We start from the raw sequence: 20,982 nt of genomic DNA, 5'->3' as shown, positions 1-20,982 counted from the left end.
GTGAGCACACGCCATCGCCTCGGCCCACACCGCGATCCGGCGGTTGATCAGGCGGTGCTCGAGGCCGCTCGCAGCCTGCTCGTCGAACGCGGCTACGGCGCGGCATCGATCGACGCGATCGCGACCCGAGCGGGCGTCAGCCGACCGGCGATCTACCGTCGCTGGCCATCCAAAGCGCACCTGATCGCGCAGGCGGTGTTCCCGGATGTCGACACCGACGAAGTCGCCGGCGATATCACCGCTGAGATCCGGAAAGTGATCCGTGGGACCATCCAACTGTTCGGCGCACCCGCTGCGCGCGAGGCGCTGCCGGGGCTGATGTCCGACATGCGCGCAGATTCCACCCTGTACCACAAACTTTCGGCGCGGCTGGACACCCCCACACGCCGGGAGCTGGCCGAATATCTGCGCTCCGACGACGCGGCGGCGAGTCCCGACTCGGCCTCGAATACGCTGCTGGACACCATCGCCGGCGCGGCGCTGTTCGCGATGTGCATCCGCAATATCGACGATCTGGACGGCTTCGCCGAATCTCTCGAAAACCTCCTGCTCTACGGCCTCGTCGGCGATCCGGCCAACCGTGGACGTCAACCATCGGGCGCCGGCCCCTCCGACCAGAGCCACGCCGGCGCGGCTAGGCGGCGGTAGCCGGGTCCGGGTCGGGCAGCGTTTCCCCCGTCTCCAGCAGAGTCTTGAGGTTGGACACAATGCTCGGCCAGCCGCCGCGGATGCCCTCCAGCACCCCGCTGTCCGGCGCGAACCCGTCGTGCACGACCGTGAGTTTCACGATCTCGCCCTGCGGCTCGATTTCGAAGGTGACCTTCGAGCGCGGCTCCCTCGCCCATTGCGCGACCTCATCCGGATTCATCTCGAATGTCGCCGCGAAGTGCGGGTCGAAGGTGTGCCAGGTGTAGGCCAACCGGGTGTACGGATCGGCCTCCAGCACGATCTGCTCGGGATCGCCGCTGGACCAATCCTGTTGCCGCCAGACCATCGTCGAGCCCGGACGCCAGTCCGTGACGAAGGTCGTTCCCCAGTAGCGACTGGTGAACGCCGGATCGGTCAAGGCCCGCCAAAGCTTCTTATCGGTGGTCTTGATGTAGGTCGTGTAGACGAATGCGTTGTCACCCATGGGCGATGCCTCCAGTGCTTGTTTCAGGTCGGCGAGTGCGTGCACCCGCGCGCGGTGGTACCGGTTGATCCACCGGTCGGCGATGGCGTTGATGGGCTCGGCATTGAGGTAGTGCAGTTTTTCCCGGCCGTTGCGCCGAGTGCTGATCAGGTTGGCCGCCTCCAGCACCGCGAGGTGCTTGCTGACCGACTGGCGTGCCATCGCGAGCCCCGCGCACAGCTCGCGCAGCGTCTGCCCGTTGTCGACGTTCAGGCTGTCGAGCAGCCGGCGCCGACTGGGGTCGGCCAGCGCCTTGAATACCTCGTCCATGCCACCTTCCGATTCATGCAGCCATTTGGCTGCATTTCCATAATAGGCAGCCTTACGGCTGCATGACAAGGGGTGTCGGTTTCGTCCAATACAGCGGGGTTATCGGTCCGTAGGCTGCGAGCGGCGGCCCGGGCGGGCTGAGGACCGTGCCGCTGGTATCACCTGGGCAACGGCAGTTTCCGCCGTCCATTCTCTGGAGGATTCTTTGACACGTGAACTGGTCTACACAGGCTTTATGTCGCTCGACGGGGTAGTGGACTCGCCAGGCGGCAAGGTCGAGGGGCACCGCAGCGGTGGCTGGGTGATGGACACCGAGTTCGTGCCCGAGGCCTACTCGCTCAAGGCGGAGGAACTCGCCGAGACGACAGCGCTGATGTTCGGGCGCCATAGCTACGAGGCGTTCGCCCCGACCTGGCCGGATTCGGCGGATCACGTCGGGTACAAGGAACTCCCCAAATACGTCGCCTCCACCAGCCTCACCGACGACGCCCTGATCGAGGGATGGGGTCCGATCACAATCTTGCGATCGATCGACGATATCGCCGAACTGAAACAGAGCGACGGCGGCGCCATCTTCATTCACGGCAGCGCCGAACTGGCCCGGCGGCTGTCGGATGCCGATCTGATCGACCGATACAACCTGCTCGTGTTCCCGGTGCTGCTGGGGTCGGGCAAGAGCCTGTTCGGCAGGGCGGACCGGGACAAACAACAACTACGCCTGGCGCAGGCCGCGACCTACTCGAACGGAGTCGCCAAGCTCGTCTACGACGTCGTGCGCTGAGGCAGGATCGAGCGCGATCGCACCGTCGAGGCCGTCGCGGAGTTGTCGGGCCGTGCGCCCCACGTACCGTCGCAGCGCCCGGGCGAGATGGGCATCGTCGTAGTACCCGAGCGTATCGACGACGCTGCCGCTGGTCTCGCCTGAGGTCAACAGTGCCGCGGCGGTGCGAGCCCGCCCGATCTGTCGAACCGCGCCTCTGGTGAGGCCGGTCGCCGCTCGAAAGCGGCGCTCGAGGGTGCGATCGGTGACCGCCGACCGATGGCCCCGCACAGCCTCCGCGACCAAGCGATCGCGGACCACGGTCCCGTCTCGAACGAGTCGGTCGACGAGCGCCTCGGCGTCGTCGGGGTGCGGCGTCTCCCAACGCGCACCGTCCAGCCGGAAAGTCCGGTGGGTCGCATCGGGCAAGATGATCCCGCTGTCGACCAGGGACGCGGTGGCCACCGCGCGCAGGGACGTGCCGACCGCGAATTGAATGCCGACGAAGGTCGCGCCGTCAGGTACCGGGGCAGTGCCGGTGCGGCTCTCGGGACCGGTGACACACGCGTACGCCGTGCCCTCCTGTTCCCAGAACACCAGACCCCAGGTCTCGGTGGCGACCGACGTCATCTCCGTGACCTGCTCGCTGCGGCAGGTCCACACCGAAGCGATCCACGGCGAGTCCGACGCACGCGTCTCGAACAGCAATCCCACCATCGGCATCCTAATCCGGGTACAGCGCGGCACCGGCGCGATTGTCACGGTCACGATGTGCGTGAGATACCCGCGCCACCTCGGTGTCTGTCGAGCTGCCGCCGAATCCGAACGAGGCGCACGCGTTTACGCGTCGCCGCGCATCAGCGCATAGGTGGAGACCGGCGTGCCCGCCCGCTCGCTGGCGGCGATAGCTCGGCGCCAGAACGCCTGCGCGGCATACGAGAAGGTGGCGTCGACGCCGACCTCTTGGCTCGCGTCGATGATGTGTTGCGCGCCGGCGTCCATCATCTTCAGGCCGGCCAGCGTGGCCCAGCCGCCGTTGGAGTTGGCGACCGAGAACTCCTGCATGAAGTAGGGGAACGTGGCGGCCGACCGGATCGCGAACGGTACGAACTTCGCGATGTCGTGGCCGGAGCGTTCGATCACCGCCGTCGCCTGGTCGAAAGCCAGCAACCAGGGATGGAAGATGACCAGCAAGGCCTGGTAGAAGACCTGCGCCAGACCATCGTCGGTGCCGAGATACTCCGGCGGACTCAGCGGGCGCAGCAGTTCGGCGTGAGCGTCGAAGAGTGCGCGCGGACCGCTGTAGAAGATGTACGACGCCGGGTGCGCGATATTGTCGCCCGCCGACATGACGCCGCCGGAGAGGAACTGCGCGCCGTGCGAGCGGACCCAGGCGGCGCCCGCGCGCGCCTGTTCGGGGGAATCCGAGGACAGGTTCGCGATCACCCTGCCCTGCAGGTGGTCGGTCGCCCGGCCGAGCACGGCGTACATCGCGGCGTAGTCGGTGAGGCTGAGCACGATGACCTCGTTGGCGTCGAGCGCGGCGGCGACAGTCGCCGCGCGCCGCGCGCCGAGTTCGACCATCGCGTCGATCTTCTCCGGGCTGCGGTTCCATACCGTCACTTCGACGCCCGCATCGAGGAAGGCTCGGACCATGGCCTGGCCCATCGGCCCGAGGCCGACGACAGAGACGGATCGGGGGGTGGTCTGCTCGGACATGTGGTGTCCCTTCGGATCTCGTTCGGTGGCGGTCGGCGACCGGATTCATGGTCGTTGCCGCAGGTAGACTCGGAAAGACCGAACGTTGGGGTGCGGTTGCTCACCTCGAGGTTTGCCATCAGGTCAGAAGGGGGCGGCGGGCATGGGCAGTGGCGCAGATCACGATGTGTGCGGCATGTCGGTCGCGATCGATGTCGTCGGCGGCAAGTGGAAATTGCACCTGATGTGGGTGCTGGGCGCGGGCCCGCAACGCTTCGGCCACATCCGCCGGCTGCTCGGCGGCGTCAGCGAGAAAGTGCTCGCCGAGAACTTGCGCCAGCTCGAGTCGAGCGGCGTGGTGCACCGCGAGGTCTATCCCGAGGTCCCCCCGCGCGTCGAATACTCACTCACCGCCCTGGGCGAGGAATTGGCCGTCGCCCTGCGTCCGCTCGAGGAATGGGGCGACCGGCATCGGCACGAACTCACCGCGAACCCGCGGCCGGCCACGGATCACGCCAGCCTCTCGACGGCGAGCCGCGCACCGACGCACTCCAACAGCGCGGCCGCGTCGGCCATCGAACGGGCGGGATCGGGTTCCCAATCGGCAAGCGCGTAACACCCGGCGAAACCCGCGGCTCGAATCTCGTCGGCCGTAAGCAGGGTGCGGCCGACAACAGCGATCGCCGGGACCTTCGCCGCGCGCGCCGCCGCGCACACGCCGATCGGCGCCTTCCCGTGCAAGCTTTGCTGGTCGAGTGACCCTTCGCCGGTGACCACGAGAGTTGCGGTGACGAGCAAGGCGGGAAACCCGAGCAGTTCGAGCACGACCTCGATGCCGCTGCGAACCTGTGCGCCGAGGACCGCGAGCGCGCCGAAACCGGCTCCCCCCGCGGCGCCCGCACCGGGTCGGCGCGCGAAGTCGGGGCCGACGACCCGCGCCCAGTTGCTGAGCGCGGATTCGAGAACATCGAGTTCATCGGGACCAGCTCCCTTCTGCGGCGCGTACACCGCGACGGCACCGGTCGCCCCGAGCAGCGGATTGTCGACGTCACAGGCCAGAGTGAAGGTCGTCAGGGCGATCCCGGGATGCATCGCTGAGCGGTCCACCTGCGCGGCGCGCGCCAAAACGGCGCCGCCGCTCGGCAATTCCAGCCCGTCGACGTCGAGGATCCGAGCGCCGAGCGCTTGCAGCATGCCCGCACCACCGTCGGTGGAAGCGCTACCGCCGAGCCCGAGCACGATATCGGTGGCACCGTTGTCCATCGCATGGGCCAGGACCACCCCGAGTCCGTAGGTGCTCGCGCCGAGCGGATCCAACCGCCCCTCGGGCAAAGTCGCCAGACCCACCACCGCGGCCAGTTCGACGACGGCGGTCGCCTCGTGCCGGGCATAAGCCGTTCGGCGTGGCACGCCGGTCGGTCCAGGAGCAGTCACTTCCACGCGGGTCCAGCCCGCGGCGACGAACGCCTCGACCGTGCCGTCACCACCGTCGGCGACCGGAACTCGCCGAATGTCCGCCTCGCGCGAGATCCGTGCGACACCCGCGGCAAGGGCCGCCGCCACCTGGGGCGCGGTGAGCGATCCCTTGAACTTGTCCGGGGCGAGAATCACCCGAGGTGCGGATGCGCGCGTCATTCTCACATTGTCGGGTGCGGCGAGGCCGACCGTACGGCGCACTCACTGCCGACTGGGCTGACAGCGGGATCAGCTCTGGGGCAGCGGAGCTTGGTCGGCCTCGGTGATCATGACCTGTCCGGTCCGCAGATAGGTCAGCACGGCCTCGTCTACCGCCGGATTGCCGCGCCCGAACGTCCCGTGGTCGCCGCCTTCGACCGTGATCAGGACACCGTTGAGCGCCTTGGCCATGGCCGGGCCGCCCGCGTACTGGGTCAGCGCGTCGTAGCGGCTCTGCAGCACCAACGGCGGGGTCCGCAGACCCGCCCCGGTGATCGGCACCGGTTTCGTCACCGGTTTCCATGCGCCACAGGCCATCCCGGACCGAACCAGGTCGGCGCGGGCATCCATGGCGTTGCCGCCGGAGGCGATGGTGGCAATCGCCGAACCGAGCAGCTCCGGCCGGCCAGGTACCGCGTTCTCGTTGCAGGTGATGGCGGAGAATACGAAACGGCCGGTGGGGTCGGTCGAGGTCGCGCCCTCGATGGCGCGCAGCCGCTGGACGTTCGCCGGGTCGACGGCGGCGTCGGCCATCGCGCGGGCAAAGCTCGGCCAGAACGTGCGGGTGTAGGTCGCCACTGCCGTCGCGCCGAGCAACGGCACCTGCGCCGACATGCCGCCGGAGACCAGGGTGCGCAACAGGTTCTGCAGTTTGCCCACCTGTTCGACACCGCCGTTGTAGCCGTCGCGGGCGATCTCGGCGAGTGGCTCGGGCAGCGCGCCGGGCAGGTCGGCGACGCTCGCGGGCGGCGGGGTCAGGTTGGCATACCAGCCGCCGCCCTGATCAGCCGCCAGGCGGACCCAGTTCCGGTAGACCTGCAAAGCGGTGTCGCCGAGGTGGTATTCGGCGCTGTGCTCGGCGATCCAGGCGAACAGATCGTCGAGGCGCTGTTTGCCTGCCGCTTGCTGTTGGGCGAACTCCTCGGTCCACACCCAGTCCGGATTGACGTTGGAGTCCAGGATCATCCGGTCCACCCGGTCGGGGAACAGCGCCGCGTACACCGCGCCGAGGTAGGTGCCGTAGGACGCGCCGAGGTAGCTGATCCGCTGCTCGCCGAGCGCGGCACGCACGGCGTCCAGGTCGCGCGCGGTGTTCTCGGTGGTGATGGCGTCCAGATAGCCGGGATGGGCAGCGTCGCAGGCCGCCTTGATGGCGTCGCGGTTGCCGCTACCCGGCGCGACCTGCTCGCCCTTGTTGGTCTGCGCACCCGCCGCGCAGCCCAGCGGCGTCGCCCAGCGCAGCCCACGCGGCTGCACCGCGACGAGGTCGTAGTGCGCGCCCAGATCGGCGGGGAACACCGCGGCCCCGCGCGCCCAGTAGTCCAGCGCGTCGGCGCCGGGGCCGCCGGGATTGGCGAAGAGAACGCCCGTACGCTCGCCGGTTGCCGCGATCCGGCTGACGGTCAGCTCGATGGTCGACCCGCCAGGCTCGGCGTAGTTCATCGGCACGCTGATGACGGCGCACTGCACGCCGTGATTCGCGGATACGGCGTTGTCGGGGCACGGCCCGAACACGATGCCCGGCTCGGCGACCGCGAGACCGCACCTGATCGATCCTGCGACCAGGCTCGCCGCGACCAGGGCGGTGGCAACCCGCGAAATGCGCAGTGTCCTCATCATATTCCGTACCTCCCCGGGCCCTGCGCGGGCACGCGCGGGGGCCTCGATCAAGAGCATTCTGCGCAGGCCCGCGCCGACAGACAAGTCAGGGACGGGATTTCGCCTGGTCGCCCTCGCGGTTTACCTCGGATCCGGACGCACCGGGTAGCGTCGAGTCATGTCGACCGAGGTCAGCAACAACACCGCACTGGACCGCTTCGAGATCCACGTCGACGGTGCGATCGCAGGCTATGCCGAGTACCAGGACACCGCGTCCGAGCGGGCATTCGTCCACACCGAAATCTATCCGAGGTACGAGGGCCAGGGCTACGCGCGACTACTGGTCGAGACCGCGCTCGACAGCACCCGCGAGGACGCGCTCGGCGCACTGCCGATGTGCCGGACGGTCCATCACTTCATCGAGACGCGCCCCGAATACCTCACCATGGTGCCGCACTGGGCGCGTGACCGGCTCAACCTGCCGCTGTAGGCGCTCAGTACGCCGCGACGGCGCCGTCCAGCGCCTGTTGCAGATCCGCGCGCACCAGCCGGGCGATGTCACCGGGCCGGGTCGGCAGGTCGAGCACCGGTACACCGAAGTAGAAACTGGCCGACTTCGCCTCCTCCCGCGTCGGCTGCACCGTTGGATCCGCGCGCGGCCCGTAGCTCAGCGCCATGGAGACCAACACCGGCTCGGCGCCGAGTTTCATCGCTCGGAATGCGATATGGCCGATCCCGCTGCCCACCGACTGCACCGTGGTCGGGTCGACCTCGTTGCAGGTCCCCTCGGGGAAGACCGCCACGCCGTCGCCGCGTGCCATCCGTTCGGCGCAGATGTCCATCATGCGCTGACCGGCCGCGTTCACCGCCCGAATGCCGTGGTCCTTGCCGCGGAACACCGGGATGCCGCCCATCATGTCGATCTTGCGCCGCTGGTCGGGGTCGACAAACAGCTCGTCCTTGGCCAGCACGCGCACCCGCCCGATCACCGGCCGCAGGCCACTGCGCCAGGCCGCCGCCGCGACGGTGTACGGGTCGCTCTCGGACAGGTGGTTGATGGCGATCAGCAGTGGCCTCCCCTGCTTGGTCATCGAGCGCAGCACTTCGCGCGCGCCCTCCGCGTACGAGACCCGCGGGTGGTATCGGCGGCTGAGAACGGCGTACGCCCCCCAAGCCTTCAGTCGGTTCTGGCGATGATCGCGATAGAAGTCGTACACGCTGTCACAGTTCTCGAGGCGTACCTCGGGCGGTTCCATGACTTGGACTCTACGATGCCGGAAAAAGTGCGCAACACGTCCTCCGACCTCCCGGCCCGGTAAATTCGCACGACAGAAACTCGGCCGCAGAAGGCGCATTGTGCGCGCACAGCTGCGATGATGTCGGAGTGGCACGCGCAGAAGACCCCGATGATCGGAAGACTCGCGGCGAGCACGGTGAGCGCCAACGGCGCGATTTCCGGCACGGCGAGCAGGTGGTGCGCGCGGGAAGCCTGTTGGTCTCGGCCACCGAACTGGTCGAACCCACCTTCCGGCGCACCGTCGTCTACATCATCGAACACAACGAGGCGGGCAGCTTGGGGGTGGTGCTGAACCGACCGAGCGACACCGCCGTGCACGACGTGCTGCCACGGTGGACCGACGCTATCGCCACGCCGCGCACGTTGTTCATCGGCGGCCCGGTGAAAAGGGACGCCGCCCTGTGCCTGGGCACCGTCCGGGTCGGCGCGCAGATCGAGAACGTTCCCGGGTTGCGGCGCATCGATGGCCGGGTCGTCCTGGTCGATCTGGACGCCGATCCCGAACGGATCGGTTCGCTCGTCGAGGGCATCCGGATCTTCGCGGGCTACGCGGGCTGGACCTTCGGGCAGCTGGAGGGCGAACTGGAGAACAACGACTGGATCGTGCTGTCGGCGTTGCCTTCCGATCCGATCAGCACCGGCCGCCACGACCTGTGGGCGCACGTGCTGCGCCGCCAGCCGCTGCCCCTCTCGCTGCTCGCCACGCACCCGATTGAACTCGAACGCAACTGAGATCGTGTACTCCTCGAGGCTCGAAGGAGACACGCTTATGAGACACGACAGCTGAACCGGCGCGAATATGGGTAACTCATCGAGTACGCCTGACAACCAACCCCGCAGCTCGAGCGGAGAAGGACGTACTTGTGCGGAAAATACACAGAGCGGCGAACCAGCCCGACGACCAAACGGAGTTGATGCGAGTTCTCTATCGCGACCATGCCGCCGCGCTGTGGCGCTACACGCTCGGTGTGGTCCGAGACCCGGGAAGGGCCGAGGACATCGTGCAGGAAACATTGCTACGGGCGTGGCAACGCCCGAACGTTTTGGATCAATCCACCACGTCGGCGCGCGCATGGTTGTTCACCGTGGCGCGCAATCTCGCGATGGATGAGTTCCGCAGTGCCCGCAATCGGCGCGAGTTGCGAACCGACAATCCGCCCGAACAGCCCACACCGGATCAGTCCGACCGCGCGCTGGACGGCTGGTTGGTCGCGGATGCGCTGGCCCGGCTGAGCGCCGACCACCGCCAGGTGATCGTGCGGGCCTACTACCAAGGACTTTCTACCCACCAGATCGCCGAAGAGCTCGATATTCCGGCGGGAACGGTGAAATCACGAATGCACTACGGCATGCGCGCATTACGACTGGCACTTCAGGAGATGGGGGTGACGAATAAATGACGGAGCTCACCGATGACTACGCCACGTGGGATGCGCCATACGTGCTCGGCTCCCTCACCCGGGTCGAGCGTCGAGAATATGAGGACCACCTGGCGAGCTGCGTCGACTGCCAGGCAGCGGTGGCGGACCTGGCCGGCCTGCCCGGCATGCTCGCCTTGGTCGACACCGAGACCGCGCTGGCGATGATCGAGCCGCCCGCCGAGGTTGCCGCGGCGACCGAGTCGGCGCCACCGGTGCCACAGCTGCTGCCCCGGCTCGCCGCCGCGGCCGAACGGCGCCACCGCCGCAGCAGATGGGTGTCGATCGGCACGGCGGTGGCAGCGGCCGCTGCCGCGGTAGCGATCGCCGTCCCGCTCGCCGTCACGATGACCGGGACCGAGGAGCCGGGTACCTCCGAACATGTCTTCGCCGAACGCACGATGCAGCCGCTGCAGCCGACACCGGTCGCGGCGAGCTTCAAACTCATTCCGGCCGGTGACAAGACGCGGGTTGTGATGTCCTGCAGCTACCCGCCGAGCGCGCAGAGCAACAACTGGAATTTCGCCATGTACGTCACCCGCACCGACGGTCAGCAGGAGGAACTCGGCCAGTGGCCCGCGACCCCCGGTACCGACCTGACCGTCGATCAGACGGTGAACGGCCCGCCCGATCAGGTCCGCGCTGTCGAGATCCGGTCCGCCGGCACCGGCAAGGTGTTACTGGTCGGAACGGTCTGATCGATCGAACGATCCCCCCGCCGGTCCTTCCCGGCGGGGGATCGTCGAACCGGTAACCCAGATCAGCGCGTCTGGCGCCGGAAGATCGAGGACGCCCCCCGCATATCCGACCACGGTGCGGCCCACGCACAGACGATCGAGATGATGGAAGCGGATGTGGCCGCCGGACACCAGCCGCTTCGACTCCGCGGCGGTGCCGCCAGCGAACGATTCGACGCATGTTTGATCGACATCGCTCCCCGCTGCGGTGTCTCGACCGCTGACACAATTGTCGCGACAGGCGCTTCGACTAGCTAGATGTCGAGATCTTCGATCGTCGGCCCCTCGGCCAGATCGGTCACCCGCTGCAGGAACTTGTCCGGCAGTTTCCCCTTCAACTCGTCGAGCGAATCGACCACGACGAAAAAAAACTCGCCCCAGTCCTGTTGACCGACGCCGAGCAGCCGGCGCCAACTCTTCGGGTCCTTCCAATCCTTGAGCCACTTGGCGCCGGCGTCGGTCGGATACTCGTCCCAGTTCGAGTATTGGGCGTGCATCACATACTTGCCCTTGCGGGTGCGATACACCTGAATGTGCTCGATGCGGGTGTCGTTGACGTCGTGCCACTCCCCGAGCAAGGCGCCGGAGAACCGAACCTGCCGCACACCATCGCGACCCACCCGCAGCACGATCTCGTCATAGCCCTCCAGCCGGCCCTCTTCGAGCTCGATGAAGCGGCGCAGCGCCGTGACCACCGCCCCGGAGAGATTGCCGCCGACCAGCTCCTGCGCACGCTGAAAAAGCGGGAGATCGTCATCGGCAACATAGATCGTCTTGTTGGGCATGAGCCAACTATACGTAGATGTATACGTACATGCAATCAGTGATTCCATTCAGGGTTGAACCATCCGGCCGACTCACCCGTATCACGGGTGTACACAATCTCAAATGCGCTCGGCCGCAGCCGCGCACGGAAGGAGTGCCGATGCAGACCAGGGTCGTGGACTACCTGATGCAAGCGGTTTCGGCACTGGGCGTGCGGCATATCTTCGGAGTCGACGGCGCGAATATCGAGGACCTGTACGACGCCCTGTTCGACACGTCACACGACCTCACCGGCGTGATCGCCAAGCACGAATTCTCCGCAGCCACCATGGCCGACGGCTACGCCCGCTCGACCTGCGGGTTCGGTGTTGTGGCAGCGACATCCGGCGGCGGCGCCATGAATCTCGTTGCCGGCCTGGCCGAATCGTTCGCCTCGCGGGTTCCGGTGCTGGCGCTGGTCGGGCAGCCGCCGACCGCACTCGAGGGCAACGGCGCCTTCCAGGACACCAGCGGACACGCGGGCACCATCGACGCGGCTCGCCTGTTCGGCGCGGTCAGCACCTACTGCGCACGCGTGCGCAGCAGCGCCGAGCTGCCCGATCAACTGGCCGAGGCAGTCGACGCCGCCCGGCGCGGCGGACCAGCGGTCCTGCTCCTGCCCAAAGACGTGCAGCAGGCCGACATCGGCGACGTTTCGCCGTTTCGGTTACCCGTCGAGAACTATGTACCCGACGAGGCCGGACTGGCCAGCGTTCGGGCCGCGCTCACCGCGGGCCGGCGCACCGGGAAGATCGTGATCATCGCCGGTGACCAGGTTGCCCGCGACGACGCCCGCGATCAGCTCGCCCGCCTCGCCACCGCCCTCGATGCCGCCGTCGGTGTCGCGCCGGACGCCAAAGACACCTACGACAACACCGATCCCGGATTTCTGGGCGTCGCAGGCACGATGGGCCATCCCGAGCTGATCGCGGCCGTCCGCTCCGCCGCCCTGTGCCTGCTGGTCGGCACCCGACTGCCGGCCACCGCGGGCAGCGGCCTGGACGAACTCGACTGCGCGGTGGCCAGCATCGGCATCGCGCCGCCGTATGCGCCGGCCACGCATGCCACCAGCACGGACCTCGCACAGACACTGGCCGACCTGGCCGATGAACTGCGCACCGGTACAACGGCTTGCGCGCGCGAGGCAGCCGCGCAACCGCTGACGCCGCTGCAGGTGCCGCGATCCGCCGGCCCCGGCCTGCGCTACCGGGATCTGGTCGAGACGATCGACGCCGCACTGCCCGACGGCACGGACATCTTCGCCGACGCGGGCAACACCGGCGCCGCGGTCGTGCACCATCTCCGAGTACCGCGGGGCGGGCGGTTCACCGTCGCCCTGGGTATGGGCGGGATGGGTTACACGTTCGGCGCCGGGATCGGCTCGGCCTTCGCACGCGGGCAGGCGACGGACGCCCCGCGGCGCACAGTCGTCATCGCGGGCGACGGCTCGTTCTTCATGCACGGCATGGAGGTGCACACCGCGATCGAGCACGAGCTGCCGGTCACCTTCATCGTGCTCAACAACAACGCGCACGCCATGTGCGTGACCAGGGAACAGCTGTACTACCAAGATCGCTACAGCTTCAACAGGTTTCGGCCGACGCACATCGGAGCGGGTATCGGCGCCATGTTCCCCGAACTGCCCACGTTCTCCGTGCGAGCCCTCCCGGAACTCGCCGATGCGATACACCACTGCTTCGCGACCGAAGGGCCGTCGTTCATTGCGATCGATTGTGACCCCGACGAGGTTCCCCCGTTCCTGCCATTCCTGACAACCATCGAGCAATCCGAGGGCGCCCGATAAACGCACACCCGCGAAGCCCCGAAGAGGGCCGGTCGGGGACGCAAGCCCACCGAAGTGAGGAGTACCGCCGTGACCACAAGTTCCCTGCCCGCGCTCAGCGACATCCCCGAGGATGTCGTACCCGGGGTGCTGCGCATCGAGAACTCCGACAAAGACGCGACCACCCCGATCATCATGGACATGTTGCGGTCGGTATACCCGCACGACCAGATCTTCGGCGAATACTGCCCGGTGCAGGCCTACATCGCCGCACCGCCGCGCGAGGTGTACGAGTACCTGGCCGACACCAGATCGCTGGAGGAATGGACCTACAGCCTGCGCGGTTTCGTCGAGACCGAGGAACCAGGACTGTGGCTGGCCTATGACCGACTCGGTGACGCGACCGAAATCTACACCCGCACCGTTGCGAACCCGGACGCGATGACCGTGGATTACCACTGCGCCTGGGACCAAGGGAAGCACCTGTGGATGGTCTATCTGATGCGAGTGGTGGACGCGCGGGTCGTCTTCGACAAGCCGGGTTCGGTTGTGCTGTGGATGAATTGCAAGCACCCGTTCTACGACGAGAACCCCTACCCGGACACAGCGCCGCCGAAGCGGCCGGTGTGGGTCGGCGACTTCTGGGAGATGTTCTCGGCAGGCCACCAGTTGGAGATGGACAACCTCAAGGCGATCTGCGAGTACCGGGCGGCGCATGGCCTGCCCATCAAGCCGGAATGGATGAAGTGAGAGGCGCATGAACCCCATGAACCCCAGTGCCGCAGCACTGCCGCCGGTCAGTCTGGTGGACGTGGCCAGTTACCTGCCCGGTGAGCCGGTCGGTACCGATTACTTCACCCAGTTCGCGCGCTCGGACCGAATGGCGAAGAACGTCATGTTCCGCGCCCCCAAGAGCCGCCACCACGTGGCCCGGGACGAGACAGCCGTCGACATGGTCGAGCGGGCGGTCGCGCCGCTGATCGAGCGGCATGGCGCCGACCTGATCGCGAACGTGGACGTGCTGATCACCCACACCCAGCTGCCGGACAACCCGGTGCTCGGCTGTGGGCCCGAGGTGGCTCGGCGGCTCGACATCCGTCCCACCTTCGTCTATGACCTGCACAATGGTGGCTGCGCGGCCTTCGTCCACATGATGGCGATGGCGCGCATGGTGTTGCAGACCACCGACGCTCGCACCGCGCTGATCGTGGCGACGCAGAACTCCGCGGGACCGGTGTTCACCCAGACCGAGATCCGCCAGCTGGCCCAGGCGCCGGTGCCCGGCGACGGTTGCGGTGTCGGGCTGCTCGTGAAGGACGACAGCGCGCCGATTCTCGACCTCGAATGCCGCACCTATCCCGAATTCGCCGGCGACATGGACTTTTCCACCAACAGCGCACGCAAATACTGGGAGCCGGGTGCGGGACAGGCGTGCGTCAGCTTCACCGAGTCCAAGGTCACCAAGGTGTTCGCCCGCGGCAACCGTCTGGTTCCTGAGGTGGCGCTGGCGGTCTGCGACCGGATCGGCGTGAAAGGACGGGATGTGGATACCTTCGTCACCAACCAGCCCAACCGCCTGTTCCTGCGCAACTGGCACGACGCCTTGGAATTGCCCGCGGAACGGCACCCGGACAGCTTCGATTCCTGCGGCAATCTCTTCGCCGCGGCGATCCCGGTGACCCTGGACGCCGAGAATCGGGCGGGTCGGCTGCGGAACGGATCGACGGTGCTGATGGCGGCTTTCGCGCATGCGGGCGACTTCGCGGGCGCGGCCGCCGTCCGCTGGGGAGCCGCGCGATGAGCGTTCTTCTCGACGACGACGCCCGGTCCGCACGCCGCGGCCGATTGCCGGGCACGAGGCAGAGGTTCGATCTCAGTCTCAGCGAGAACCCGTTTCCCCCGTTACCTTCGGTCTTGCTCGCGATGAATGCGGCACTGGCGCAGGTGAACCGTTATCCGGAGTTCCGGCCGCGCGAACTACCGACGGTGATCGCGCAACACATCGGCGTGCGGGCGGATCAGGTGGTCGTCGGGGCGGGCGCGACCGGTGTGGCGCTGCAGATTCTCCAGACGTTGGCCGGTCCGGGGTCGGACATCGTCTACGGTGCACCGACCTTCGACGGATACCCGATCCTGGCCGAGATGACCGGCGTGCAGGCCGTGCCGGTCCCCCTGGATGCCACGGGCAACCAAGATCTGTCGGCGATGCAGCGGGCCATCGACCAGCGGACCGCGCTGGTGGTGGTGTGCCGCCCACACAACCCGACCGGGACGGTCGTACCGGCGAGCGAGTTGAAGACGTTCCTGTCCCGTGTGCCCGGTCGAGTGCCGGTGATCCTCGACGAGGCCTATGTCGAATTCGTCGGTGCGGCCGAATACCTCGACCCGCTGGCATTGATCGACAAGCACCCCAACCTCGTGGTGCTGCGCACCTTCTCCAAAGCCTACGGTCTGGCCGGGCTGCGCATCGGGTACGCCTTCGGCAGCAGCGAGTTGATCGCGCGGGTACGCAGGCTGCAACTGCCGTTCGGGGTGAGCTCGGCGGCGGTGGCCGCGGTCTGCGCGTCCTACGCCGCCGAACCCGAACTCGCGGCACGAACCATGCGGATCACCGCGGAGCGTGACTCGCTGCGCGAGGCGTTGCTCCACCGCGGGATCGCGGTACCGCCCAGCCACGCCAACTTCCTGTACCTGCCCGGCCCCGGTGTGGCGACGGCGCTGCGCCGAGCAGGCATCGCCGCGAAGTGCTACCCCGACGGAAGCGCACGGATCGCCGTCGGCGACCCAAAGGCAGATCACGCCGTGTTGCAGGCCTTCGAAGCACACCCACTCGGCCGACCGCCGATCGGCTGAGATGTCCTTGGCCATGCCACTGCTTCAAGTGACGGCGTGAATCGCGATAATTGGGCGTGGTGCTCGGAAGTCGGGCGGAGAGTGAAGGTGGTGCCTCATCCAGGGAACCACCACGCCCGGCACGTTACTGACCAGCGGGGCGCTACTACCGTATCAGTGGCGCCCGAATCGCAGCCGCCCGACATGACCATGGGTGCCATCGCCTCCTCAATCATGAGCTGCGGGAAACCGAATCGTTACAGCGCATTCCACCGTGGCGCGAGGCTGGTGGCGTGCTAAGTTCGGTGCCAATTCCACGTCAGACAGGGGAGTCATGGGCGTCACAAGCATGCAGGTCACACCAGCGCGACCAAAAGTCGCGAGCACGCTACGCGACGCCGGGCCTGGAGACGTGTTCGCCGATGAACTGTCAGTGAACGGCGTCCGATACTCCGGCGGGGCTGCCGGCGCTGACGGAGGCTACTCGATCGGATTGAGCGCCTCCGAGTTCTCTCGGGCGCGAATCGTCGGCGCACTCAGCCGGACCACATTCGACAACTGTGTGTTCGAGTCGTCGGATCTGTCGAACTTGCGGGCGGACGAGACGTCGTTCCTGGAATCGGTCATCGTTCAGTCGCGGCTGACGGGGCTTTCCCTCACCGACGGCGTGCTGCGTGATGTGACAGTCGATGACACACGCGCCGATCTGGCGTCATTCCGTGGCAGCAAGTTCCAGAAGGTGGTGTTCACTGGCTGTAACCTGGCGGGCGCAGATTTCCAGAGAGTGAGGTTCCGCAGCGTCCGGTTCGAGGGATGCGACCTCACCGGGGCGCAGTTCTCACAGGCAACTATCGAGCACAACACCGCATTCTTGGACTGCCGGTTGGTCGACGTGCGCGGGGTGCGTGGGCTGAAGGGCGCTCAGGTGCGCGGTGACGACCTGCTCGGGCTGGCGGGAAGCGTAGCCCGAGAGATCGGCATCGAAGTGGACTGGTGACTCAGCCCGCAACCGCGTAGATGGAGTACTTGTCCCCAGAGATCGACTCCTCTACGTAATCCCAGTTGAGGGTGAACGCGAACGCGGCGAGCTGGAACACGAGCAGCTGACCGTAAGGCGTGAACAGAGCACGCTTGGAATTCAGGCCCTGACAGCATTCCCGCAGCGAGCCAGTGTACTTGTCGACCAGCTCAGTCTCTCCACGCTGATGCTGCATCCACATCAGCGGCACCGCGACGACAGCCGAATGGAAGGCCCTATCGAGCGGCCGGAACTGACCGAACTTCACTGCGGACAGCACGCGGTATCCGTCGGCAGCGAGTTCGTTCACGGGCTTGGTGTAGAGCCCGTGAACCATGTCACCGACGAAGAGGTTGAGGTGGGTGGCCTCATGGACGAGGGATTCGGCGAAGTCGTGGACACTCCAGTGCACCCCTGGGCTCAGGGCTACGAGGCCGGGCAAGTGCGCGGCCGATCCACCGCCGGTGCTGTCCGAAGGCAGAAAGATGATGTCGGTGACCAGCAGGTCGACAAGGCGCCCGAGGTCGGGGTTGAGGTCGCGGACGTACTCGACGGCCTCTGCGACGCAGCCAGGCCATTCGTTGCGTTCTTCAGCGGTTGACGGCCGCAGACCTTTGAAGATTCCGTCGAAGACATCGGCTTCGCGGAGGTAGTTACCCCACTCGCTGTCTTCGTAATGGACTGCGAAACCGAGCAGCGGCGCGGCGATCGGTCGGTGCTGGCTGACCGCCTCGCGATAGGACGAAGCCAGGCCGGCGGAGTCTGGTTGGTCCCCGACTACCGCGCGGGTGTACCTGGCAACATTCTCGTAGGCGTGGCCGACATTCAGGAAATGCATTGCGGAAAGTCCAATCGGAAGTGTGAATGAGACGAAAACACGCGGGCGGCGGAGTAGTGCTGTCCGCCGCCCGCCCTTCAGATTTCGATCAGCAGACCGATCAGGTCCAGCCGCCCATCATCGCCGCGTTGTCGTCGCCGCGGAATCGGGCGATGCGCTCACGCACCGCCGCGTCGGCCGCGTCGGAGTCCTTCGCGGCCCGCTGCACTGCGTCGCCAACGGTCGTGTCGTTCTTCAGATTGCTCATGGCATTCCTTTCCAATTTCGATTTCTTGATCCCTGGCCAGGGCTCGACAACAGGCCACATGCCCGCCAGCTTCGTACGCGATCCGCGGCTGGTGATCGCCTGTTCGCCGTGTTCGGTGCGTGATGAGGTGCCTGGATCGGCTGCGGCGCGCATGAGGGTCAGACAGGCGCGGAGAGCAGCGACGCCTTCGGTCGGAGTACGGTTCGCGAGGTCAGTTCGCTCAGTTTCGGAGATCGCTCCGTAAGCAACCGCGGCATCAAGGAGCCGGGTGTAGTCCTGGACATTCGGCAGGTGGTCCTCATACCACCGAACTTTCCCGACGAGCTCGTCAGGAGGCCGATCTATCCGCTCGGTACCTCTGCGAAGTTTCTCGGCGATGCGCTGGAGCATTGGAAGGTCAACCTGCACGACGCGCCTCGTGCTCGGCTCGCCATCGGGCGATCACGCCGTCGATCTCGTGTTGCATAGTGGCCATTGGCGATTCGAGGGCGCGTAAACCCTCAAGACACCGCTCGAAGGTTGCACGCTCGTAGCATTCGCTCTCACTCCAGAGCCGAAGCGTCGCAGACATCGCCTGGTTCCTCGACCGCCTCGGCAGCGGTGGCGGGGATTGGATTCCCTCACTGTGCTCGCTGTACATGGTGTCTCCATTGGTGTATTCCGTTGAGGAGCGCCCGGCGCCGGGGCCTTCCATCGGCTGGCGTATGCGGCATTCGTGCCTGTTGATTTCTGTATCTACCCGGCGCCGAGGCTGCTTTCAGCGTTACGCACCCGAAGCTGCTGCGGGAGCCTCGAAAAGGCTACGGAGGGAATACACTTCGGATATCGGGCATGTGAGGCGCGACTTCAAGGGGTGGAATGACCGTCAACAGATGGACGAGCATGGAAGTCCGGGCACTCCGCTTGGCCGCGCTCCGCGAAACTCAGGAGGAATTCGCCGAGCGCGCTGGGTATATGCTTCCGACAATCAAGAAATGGCATCGCGCGACATGGGATAAACCGGTGCGAGGCCGCTCAGCAGAAGCGCTCGACACGATGCTGCGCGAGCTGGACGACGATCAACGCGCCCGGTTCGACGCAGAGATTGCGGCAGTATGCAATCCGGTATCCCGTAGCGGCGAGGCCGTGAACCAGCCGAGCATGGCGCTCGGGATGTATGCGTGGGAAGTCGATAGTGACGTGAGGCGTCGTGAGTTCGGGAAGCTGGCCACCGCGGTCGCCGTATCCGCGGTTGGTTGGCCGTTCAGGGACCATATCGGACCGGCAGACGCGCAGCGGCTGCTGGCGGCTGTTGACGAATTGGAGGAACAGGACCAGCAGATAGGTGGCGGCGCCCTCGTCCAATTCACGCTCGAACAACTCGCGCACGCCAAACACACGCTCGACACTGCGAGCTACGACACCGAGGCCGGCAACACGTTCGCTTCAGCGACAGGGCATTTGGCTGTGCTCGCGGGCTGGCTTGCCTTCGACTCCGACCTTCACCAGGTGGCGCGGCGCTGCTTTGCCGATGCACTCGCGCTGGCGAGTGAAACAGGCAACGAGGACTTGGTTGCCCACACCTGTCTGTTCGCGGCGAATCAGTCCATTGCTCTCTCTCGAACCGCGCAGGGCAGCGCACACCACGCCTTGAAGCTGATCGACCGTGCCCGCACCCTGATGCGAGGCCGTCCGCCGGGCCGGATTCACGCTTTGATCGCCGCGCGGGAGGTTCAGGCACAAGGGCTGCTGGGTGACCGGATGGGCTTCGGCCGCGCAATCGCAACCGCGTGGCGGGAAATGGAGCACGCCCTCGACTATGAGCCGCTGGAAGAGTGTCCGCAGTGGTTGCGGTTCGTGACACCCGCCGAGATCCGCGGACACGAGGCACGCGGTTACGGCGAGATCGGTGAGATACGCAAGAGCATCGAGCTTCTCGATGCTGCGGCGGCGGAGGAGAAAGGCACCCGCAATGCCGTCAACGATCGGGCGCACGCGGCGGCGGCGCATGCCCGGATGGGCGATATCCCGGCGGCTCTCGCTTTGGGGACAGCGGTGCTCTCCGAGCTGGAAAACGTCACGTCGGGCCGGACGCTGCGGGTGCTGGCGCCGATCCGAACCAGTGACCATCCTGCGGCCGAAGAGTTCCGCGAGCGTTTCGTGGCAGTGGAAGCCGCCACAGGGAAGGAGATCGCATGACCGAACCGGAATTCCGGCATTACACTGCCGCCGAGGCTCGCGAAATACGGGACACTGTCGAAGACGTCTACCGGCGTTCATACGGCGATGCGATCGCCTCCGGTGATCCGTTCGATTCCCCTGAGGCGTTCATGCTCCGGTTCGACGCCTACACCGATCCCGCCCGCGGTTGGGGGTTCGACCTGGTGGTGGCTTGTGTCGAGGGTGCGACGGCAGGGCAGACATGGGGGTGGCCGCTGCGACCAGGTGCGGCGGGGTGGGGTGGGCTGCACCTGGACGACGGAGGTCTACAGGATGGCGATCTGAAGGAGTTCACCGCCGAGACTGGCGATCGGACGTTCGCCCTGTCGGAAATCATGGTCTGCGCCGAGCACACCGGGCGCGGACTCGCCCGCGCCTTGCATGACGAGCTGTTGGACGGGCGTCTGGAGCAGCGAGCGACACTGCTAGTGGAACCGGACAATGAGCGCGCCTATACCCGCTATCGGAAGTGGGGGTGGTACCGGGTCGGCTGGCAACGCCCGAGCTGGGAGAACGCACCCAGGTTCGATGTTCTGATTCTTCCGCTGCGGTAGCTGGATCGCGGGGGCAGTCGCCCCAACCACTCCGCCTACCCGGTGTGGTGGGTACTGCGGCTTCGTTGGTAGCGGCTACCTCG

The 20,982-nt window shown here is 66.6% G+C and carries 22 protein-coding genes and 1 pseudogene; 14 read left to right on the top strand and 9 right to left on the bottom strand.

Features of this window, described 5'->3' with window-relative positions; translation table 11 throughout:
- Entirely contained in the window at positions 1 to 648 is a 648-nt protein-coding gene (locus AB0B25_RS18090) for a helix-turn-helix domain-containing protein (RefSeq protein ID WP_357180436.1), read from the top strand.
- On the opposite strand, the gene AB0B25_RS18085 is transcribed toward AB0B25_RS18090, so the two are convergent.
- A complete protein-coding gene (locus AB0B25_RS18085; RefSeq protein WP_357180433.1) occupies positions 635 to 1,441 on the bottom strand; it encodes a metalloregulator ArsR/SmtB family transcription factor in 807 nt (268 codons plus the stop codon). The genes AB0B25_RS18090 and AB0B25_RS18085 overlap by 14 nt on opposite strands.
- Before the next feature lie 205 nt (positions 1,442 to 1,646).
- Here AB0B25_RS18085 and AB0B25_RS18080 point away from each other — a divergent pair, with 205 nt between their 5' ends.
- Positions 1,647 to 2,222 carry a dihydrofolate reductase family protein gene (locus AB0B25_RS18080; protein ID WP_357180431.1) on the top strand — a complete coding sequence of 192 codons (576 nt, stop codon included), beginning with the start codon at positions 1,647 to 1,649 and terminating at the stop codon, positions 2,220 to 2,222.
- Here AB0B25_RS18080 and AB0B25_RS18075 read toward each other — a convergent pair.
- Both AB0B25_RS18075 and AB0B25_RS18070 read right to left on the bottom strand, forming a co-directional pair.
- Positions 2,154 to 2,918, bottom strand: coding sequence for an AraC family transcriptional regulator (locus AB0B25_RS18075; RefSeq protein WP_357180428.1), 765 nt, complete (start codon positions 2,916 to 2,918; stop codon positions 2,154 to 2,156). The two genes, AB0B25_RS18080 and AB0B25_RS18075, sit on opposite strands and share 69 nt — an antisense overlap.
- 123 nt (positions 2,919 to 3,041) lie before the next feature.
- On the bottom strand, positions 3,042 to 3,920 hold the full coding sequence (locus AB0B25_RS18070; RefSeq protein ID WP_357180426.1) for an NAD(P)-binding domain-containing protein: 879 nt from the start codon (positions 3,918 to 3,920) through the stop codon (positions 3,042 to 3,044).
- Positions 3,921 to 4,062: 142 nt separating this feature from the next.
- Between AB0B25_RS18070 and AB0B25_RS18065 the strand changes: the two are divergent.
- Positions 4,063 to 4,383 (top strand): annotated as a pseudogene (locus AB0B25_RS18065) (helix-turn-helix domain-containing protein); the annotation flags it as partial.
- Positions 4,384 to 4,409: 26 nt separating this feature from the next.
- Here the strand turns inward: AB0B25_RS18065 and AB0B25_RS18060 are convergent.
- Positions 4,410 to 5,534 (bottom strand): glycerate kinase, encoded by a 1,125-nt coding sequence (locus tag AB0B25_RS18060; RefSeq protein ID WP_357180423.1) that lies wholly within the window; start codon positions 5,532 to 5,534, stop codon positions 4,410 to 4,412.
- A gap of 69 nt (positions 5,535 to 5,603) precedes the next feature.
- Positions 5,604 to 7,193, bottom strand: a complete 1,590-nt coding sequence (locus AB0B25_RS18055) for an alpha/beta hydrolase (RefSeq protein WP_357180420.1) — start codon at positions 7,191 to 7,193, stop codon at positions 5,604 to 5,606.
- Positions 7,194 to 7,350: 157 nt separating this feature from the next.
- Between AB0B25_RS18055 and AB0B25_RS18050 the strand changes: the two genes are divergently transcribed.
- Positions 7,351 to 7,662: a GNAT family N-acetyltransferase gene (locus AB0B25_RS18050; RefSeq protein WP_357180417.1), complete on the top strand. Its 312-nt coding sequence runs from the start codon at positions 7,351 to 7,353 to the stop codon at positions 7,660 to 7,662.
- Between the two features lie 4 nt (positions 7,663 to 7,666).
- On the opposite strand, the gene AB0B25_RS18045 is transcribed toward AB0B25_RS18050, so the two are convergent.
- The gene (locus tag AB0B25_RS18045; RefSeq protein WP_357180415.1) at positions 7,667 to 8,428 is read right to left on the bottom strand and encodes a 1-acyl-sn-glycerol-3-phosphate acyltransferase; all 762 of its coding nucleotides are present in this window, start codon (positions 8,426 to 8,428) and stop codon (positions 7,667 to 7,669) included.
- A gap of 128 nt (positions 8,429 to 8,556) precedes the next feature.
- On the opposite strand from AB0B25_RS18045, the gene AB0B25_RS18040 reads away from it, so the two are divergent.
- From AB0B25_RS18040 to AB0B25_RS18030, 3 genes are all read left to right on the top strand, one after another.
- Positions 8,557 to 9,201, top strand: coding sequence for a YqgE/AlgH family protein (locus tag AB0B25_RS18040; protein ID WP_357180412.1), 645 nt, complete (start codon positions 8,557 to 8,559; stop codon positions 9,199 to 9,201).
- A gap of 182 nt (positions 9,202 to 9,383) precedes the next feature.
- Positions 9,384 to 9,869, top strand: coding sequence for a sigma-70 family RNA polymerase sigma factor (locus AB0B25_RS18035; RefSeq protein ID WP_357180410.1), 486 nt, complete (start codon positions 9,384 to 9,386; stop codon positions 9,867 to 9,869).
- The gene (locus AB0B25_RS18030) at positions 9,866 to 10,585 is read left to right on the top strand and encodes a zf-HC2 domain-containing protein (RefSeq protein WP_357180407.1); all 720 of its coding nucleotides are present in this window, start codon (positions 9,866 to 9,868) and stop codon (positions 10,583 to 10,585) included. Before AB0B25_RS18035 ends, AB0B25_RS18030 begins: the two co-directional genes overlap by 4 nt.
- 293 nt (positions 10,586 to 10,878) lie before the next feature.
- Here AB0B25_RS18030 and AB0B25_RS18025 read toward each other — a convergent pair whose 3' ends face one another.
- Entirely contained in the window at positions 10,879 to 11,409 is a 531-nt protein-coding gene (locus AB0B25_RS18025) for an EXLDI protein (RefSeq protein ID WP_357180405.1), read from the bottom strand.
- A gap of 140 nt (positions 11,410 to 11,549) precedes the next feature.
- Between AB0B25_RS18025 and AB0B25_RS18020 the strand changes: the two genes are divergently transcribed.
- The 5 genes from AB0B25_RS18020 to AB0B25_RS18000 all read left to right on the top strand — a co-directional run bounded on the left by AB0B25_RS18020 (position 11,550) and on the right by AB0B25_RS18000 (position 17,040).
- Positions 11,550 to 13,232, top strand: a complete 1,683-nt coding sequence (locus AB0B25_RS18020) for a thiamine pyrophosphate-binding protein (protein ID WP_357180403.1) — start codon at positions 11,550 to 11,552, stop codon at positions 13,230 to 13,232.
- Between the two features lie 69 nt (positions 13,233 to 13,301).
- On the top strand, positions 13,302 to 13,961 hold the full coding sequence (locus AB0B25_RS18015; protein ID WP_357180401.1) for an SRPBCC family protein: 660 nt from the start codon (positions 13,302 to 13,304) through the stop codon (positions 13,959 to 13,961).
- A gap of 16 nt (positions 13,962 to 13,977) precedes the next feature.
- Complete coding sequence (locus AB0B25_RS18010) at positions 13,978 to 15,012, top strand: 3-oxoacyl-[acyl-carrier-protein] synthase III C-terminal domain-containing protein (RefSeq protein WP_357180579.1); 1,035 nt, start codon at positions 13,978 to 13,980, stop codon at positions 15,010 to 15,012.
- Complete coding sequence (locus AB0B25_RS18005; protein WP_357180399.1) at positions 15,009 to 16,064, top strand: aminotransferase class I/II-fold pyridoxal phosphate-dependent enzyme; 1,056 nt, start codon at positions 15,009 to 15,011, stop codon at positions 16,062 to 16,064. The genes AB0B25_RS18010 and AB0B25_RS18005 overlap by 4 nt, the downstream gene beginning before the upstream one ends.
- 313 nt (positions 16,065 to 16,377) lie before the next feature.
- Complete coding sequence (locus tag AB0B25_RS18000) at positions 16,378 to 17,040, top strand: pentapeptide repeat-containing protein (protein ID WP_357180396.1); 663 nt, start codon at positions 16,378 to 16,380, stop codon at positions 17,038 to 17,040.
- A 1-nt stretch (position 17,041) separates the two neighbouring features.
- On the opposite strand, the gene AB0B25_RS17995 is transcribed toward AB0B25_RS18000, so the two are convergent.
- Both AB0B25_RS17995 and AB0B25_RS17990 read right to left on the bottom strand, forming a co-directional pair.
- A complete protein-coding gene (locus tag AB0B25_RS17995; protein WP_357180393.1) occupies positions 17,042 to 17,899 on the bottom strand; it encodes an HEXXH motif-containing putative peptide modification protein in 858 nt (285 codons plus the stop codon).
- Positions 17,900 to 17,999: 100 nt separating this feature from the next.
- Positions 18,000 to 18,536 carry a hypothetical protein gene (locus AB0B25_RS17990; protein WP_357180391.1) on the bottom strand — a complete coding sequence of 179 codons (537 nt, stop codon included), beginning with the start codon at positions 18,534 to 18,536 and terminating at the stop codon, positions 18,000 to 18,002.
- Positions 18,537 to 19,049: 513 nt separating this feature from the next.
- Here AB0B25_RS17990 and AB0B25_RS17985 point away from each other — a divergent pair.
- Positions 19,050 to 20,324 carry a hypothetical protein gene (locus AB0B25_RS17985; RefSeq protein WP_357180388.1) on the top strand — a complete coding sequence of 425 codons (1,275 nt, stop codon included), beginning with the start codon at positions 19,050 to 19,052 and terminating at the stop codon, positions 20,322 to 20,324.
- On the top strand, positions 20,321 to 20,899 hold the full coding sequence (locus tag AB0B25_RS17980; protein ID WP_357180385.1) for a GNAT family N-acetyltransferase: 579 nt from the start codon (positions 20,321 to 20,323) through the stop codon (positions 20,897 to 20,899). The genes AB0B25_RS17985 and AB0B25_RS17980 overlap by 4 nt, the downstream gene beginning before the upstream one ends.
- Positions 20,900 to 20,982 lie beyond the last annotated feature (83 nt).

The organism is Nocardia sp. NPDC049190 (genome assembly GCF_040648115.1).
Classification (GTDB): Bacteria; Actinomycetota; Actinomycetes; order Mycobacteriales; family Mycobacteriaceae; genus Nocardia.
This window is presented reverse-complemented; position numbering and strand designations above follow the sequence as displayed.

What these genes read in the sequence shown, in the direction of transcription:
- AB0B25_RS18085 (WP_357180433.1), bottom strand. Translation starts at nt 1,441, where the DNA reads ATGGACGAGGTATTCAAGGCGCTGGCCGACCCCAGTCGGCGCCGGCTG.
- AB0B25_RS18075 (WP_357180428.1), bottom strand. Translation starts at nt 2,918, where the DNA reads ATGGTGGGATTGCTGTTCGAGACGCGTGCGTCGGACTCGCCGTGGATC.
- AB0B25_RS18070 (WP_357180426.1), bottom strand. Translation starts at nt 3,920, where the DNA reads ATGTCCGAGCAGACCACCCCCCGATCCGTCTCTGTCGTCGGCCTCGGG.
- AB0B25_RS18060 (WP_357180423.1), bottom strand. Translation starts at nt 5,534, where the DNA reads ATGACGCGCGCATCCGCACCTCGGGTGATTCTCGCCCCGGACAAGTTC.
- AB0B25_RS18055 (WP_357180420.1), bottom strand. Translation starts at nt 7,193, where the DNA reads ATGATGAGGACACTGCGCATTTCGCGGGTTGCCACCGCCCTGGTCGCG.
- AB0B25_RS18050 (WP_357180417.1), top strand. Translation starts at nt 7,351, where the DNA reads ATGTCGACCGAGGTCAGCAACAACACCGCACTGGACCGCTTCGAGATC.
- AB0B25_RS18045 (WP_357180415.1), bottom strand. Translation starts at nt 8,428, where the DNA reads ATGGAACCGCCCGAGGTACGCCTCGAGAACTGTGACAGCGTGTACGAC.
- AB0B25_RS18035 (WP_357180410.1), top strand. Translation starts at nt 9,384, where the DNA reads ATGCGAGTTCTCTATCGCGACCATGCCGCCGCGCTGTGGCGCTACACG.
- AB0B25_RS18030 (WP_357180407.1), top strand. Translation starts at nt 9,866, where the DNA reads ATGACGGAGCTCACCGATGACTACGCCACGTGGGATGCGCCATACGTG.
- AB0B25_RS18025 (WP_357180405.1), bottom strand. Translation starts at nt 11,409, where the DNA reads ATGCCCAACAAGACGATCTATGTTGCCGATGACGATCTCCCGCTTTTT.
- AB0B25_RS18020 (WP_357180403.1), top strand. Translation starts at nt 11,550, where the DNA reads ATGCAGACCAGGGTCGTGGACTACCTGATGCAAGCGGTTTCGGCACTG.
- AB0B25_RS18010 (WP_357180579.1), top strand. Translation starts at nt 13,978, where the DNA reads ATGAACCCCAGTGCCGCAGCACTGCCGCCGGTCAGTCTGGTGGACGTG.
- AB0B25_RS18005 (WP_357180399.1), top strand. Translation starts at nt 15,009, where the DNA reads ATGAGCGTTCTTCTCGACGACGACGCCCGGTCCGCACGCCGCGGCCGA.
- AB0B25_RS18000 (WP_357180396.1), top strand. Translation starts at nt 16,378, where the DNA reads ATGGGCGTCACAAGCATGCAGGTCACACCAGCGCGACCAAAAGTCGCG.
- AB0B25_RS17995 (WP_357180393.1), bottom strand. Translation starts at nt 17,899, where the DNA reads ATGCATTTCCTGAATGTCGGCCACGCCTACGAGAATGTTGCCAGGTAC.
- AB0B25_RS17990 (WP_357180391.1), bottom strand. Translation starts at nt 18,536, where the DNA reads ATGCTCCAGCGCATCGCCGAGAAACTTCGCAGAGGTACCGAGCGGATA.
- AB0B25_RS17980 (WP_357180385.1), top strand. Translation starts at nt 20,321, where the DNA reads ATGACCGAACCGGAATTCCGGCATTACACTGCCGCCGAGGCTCGCGAA.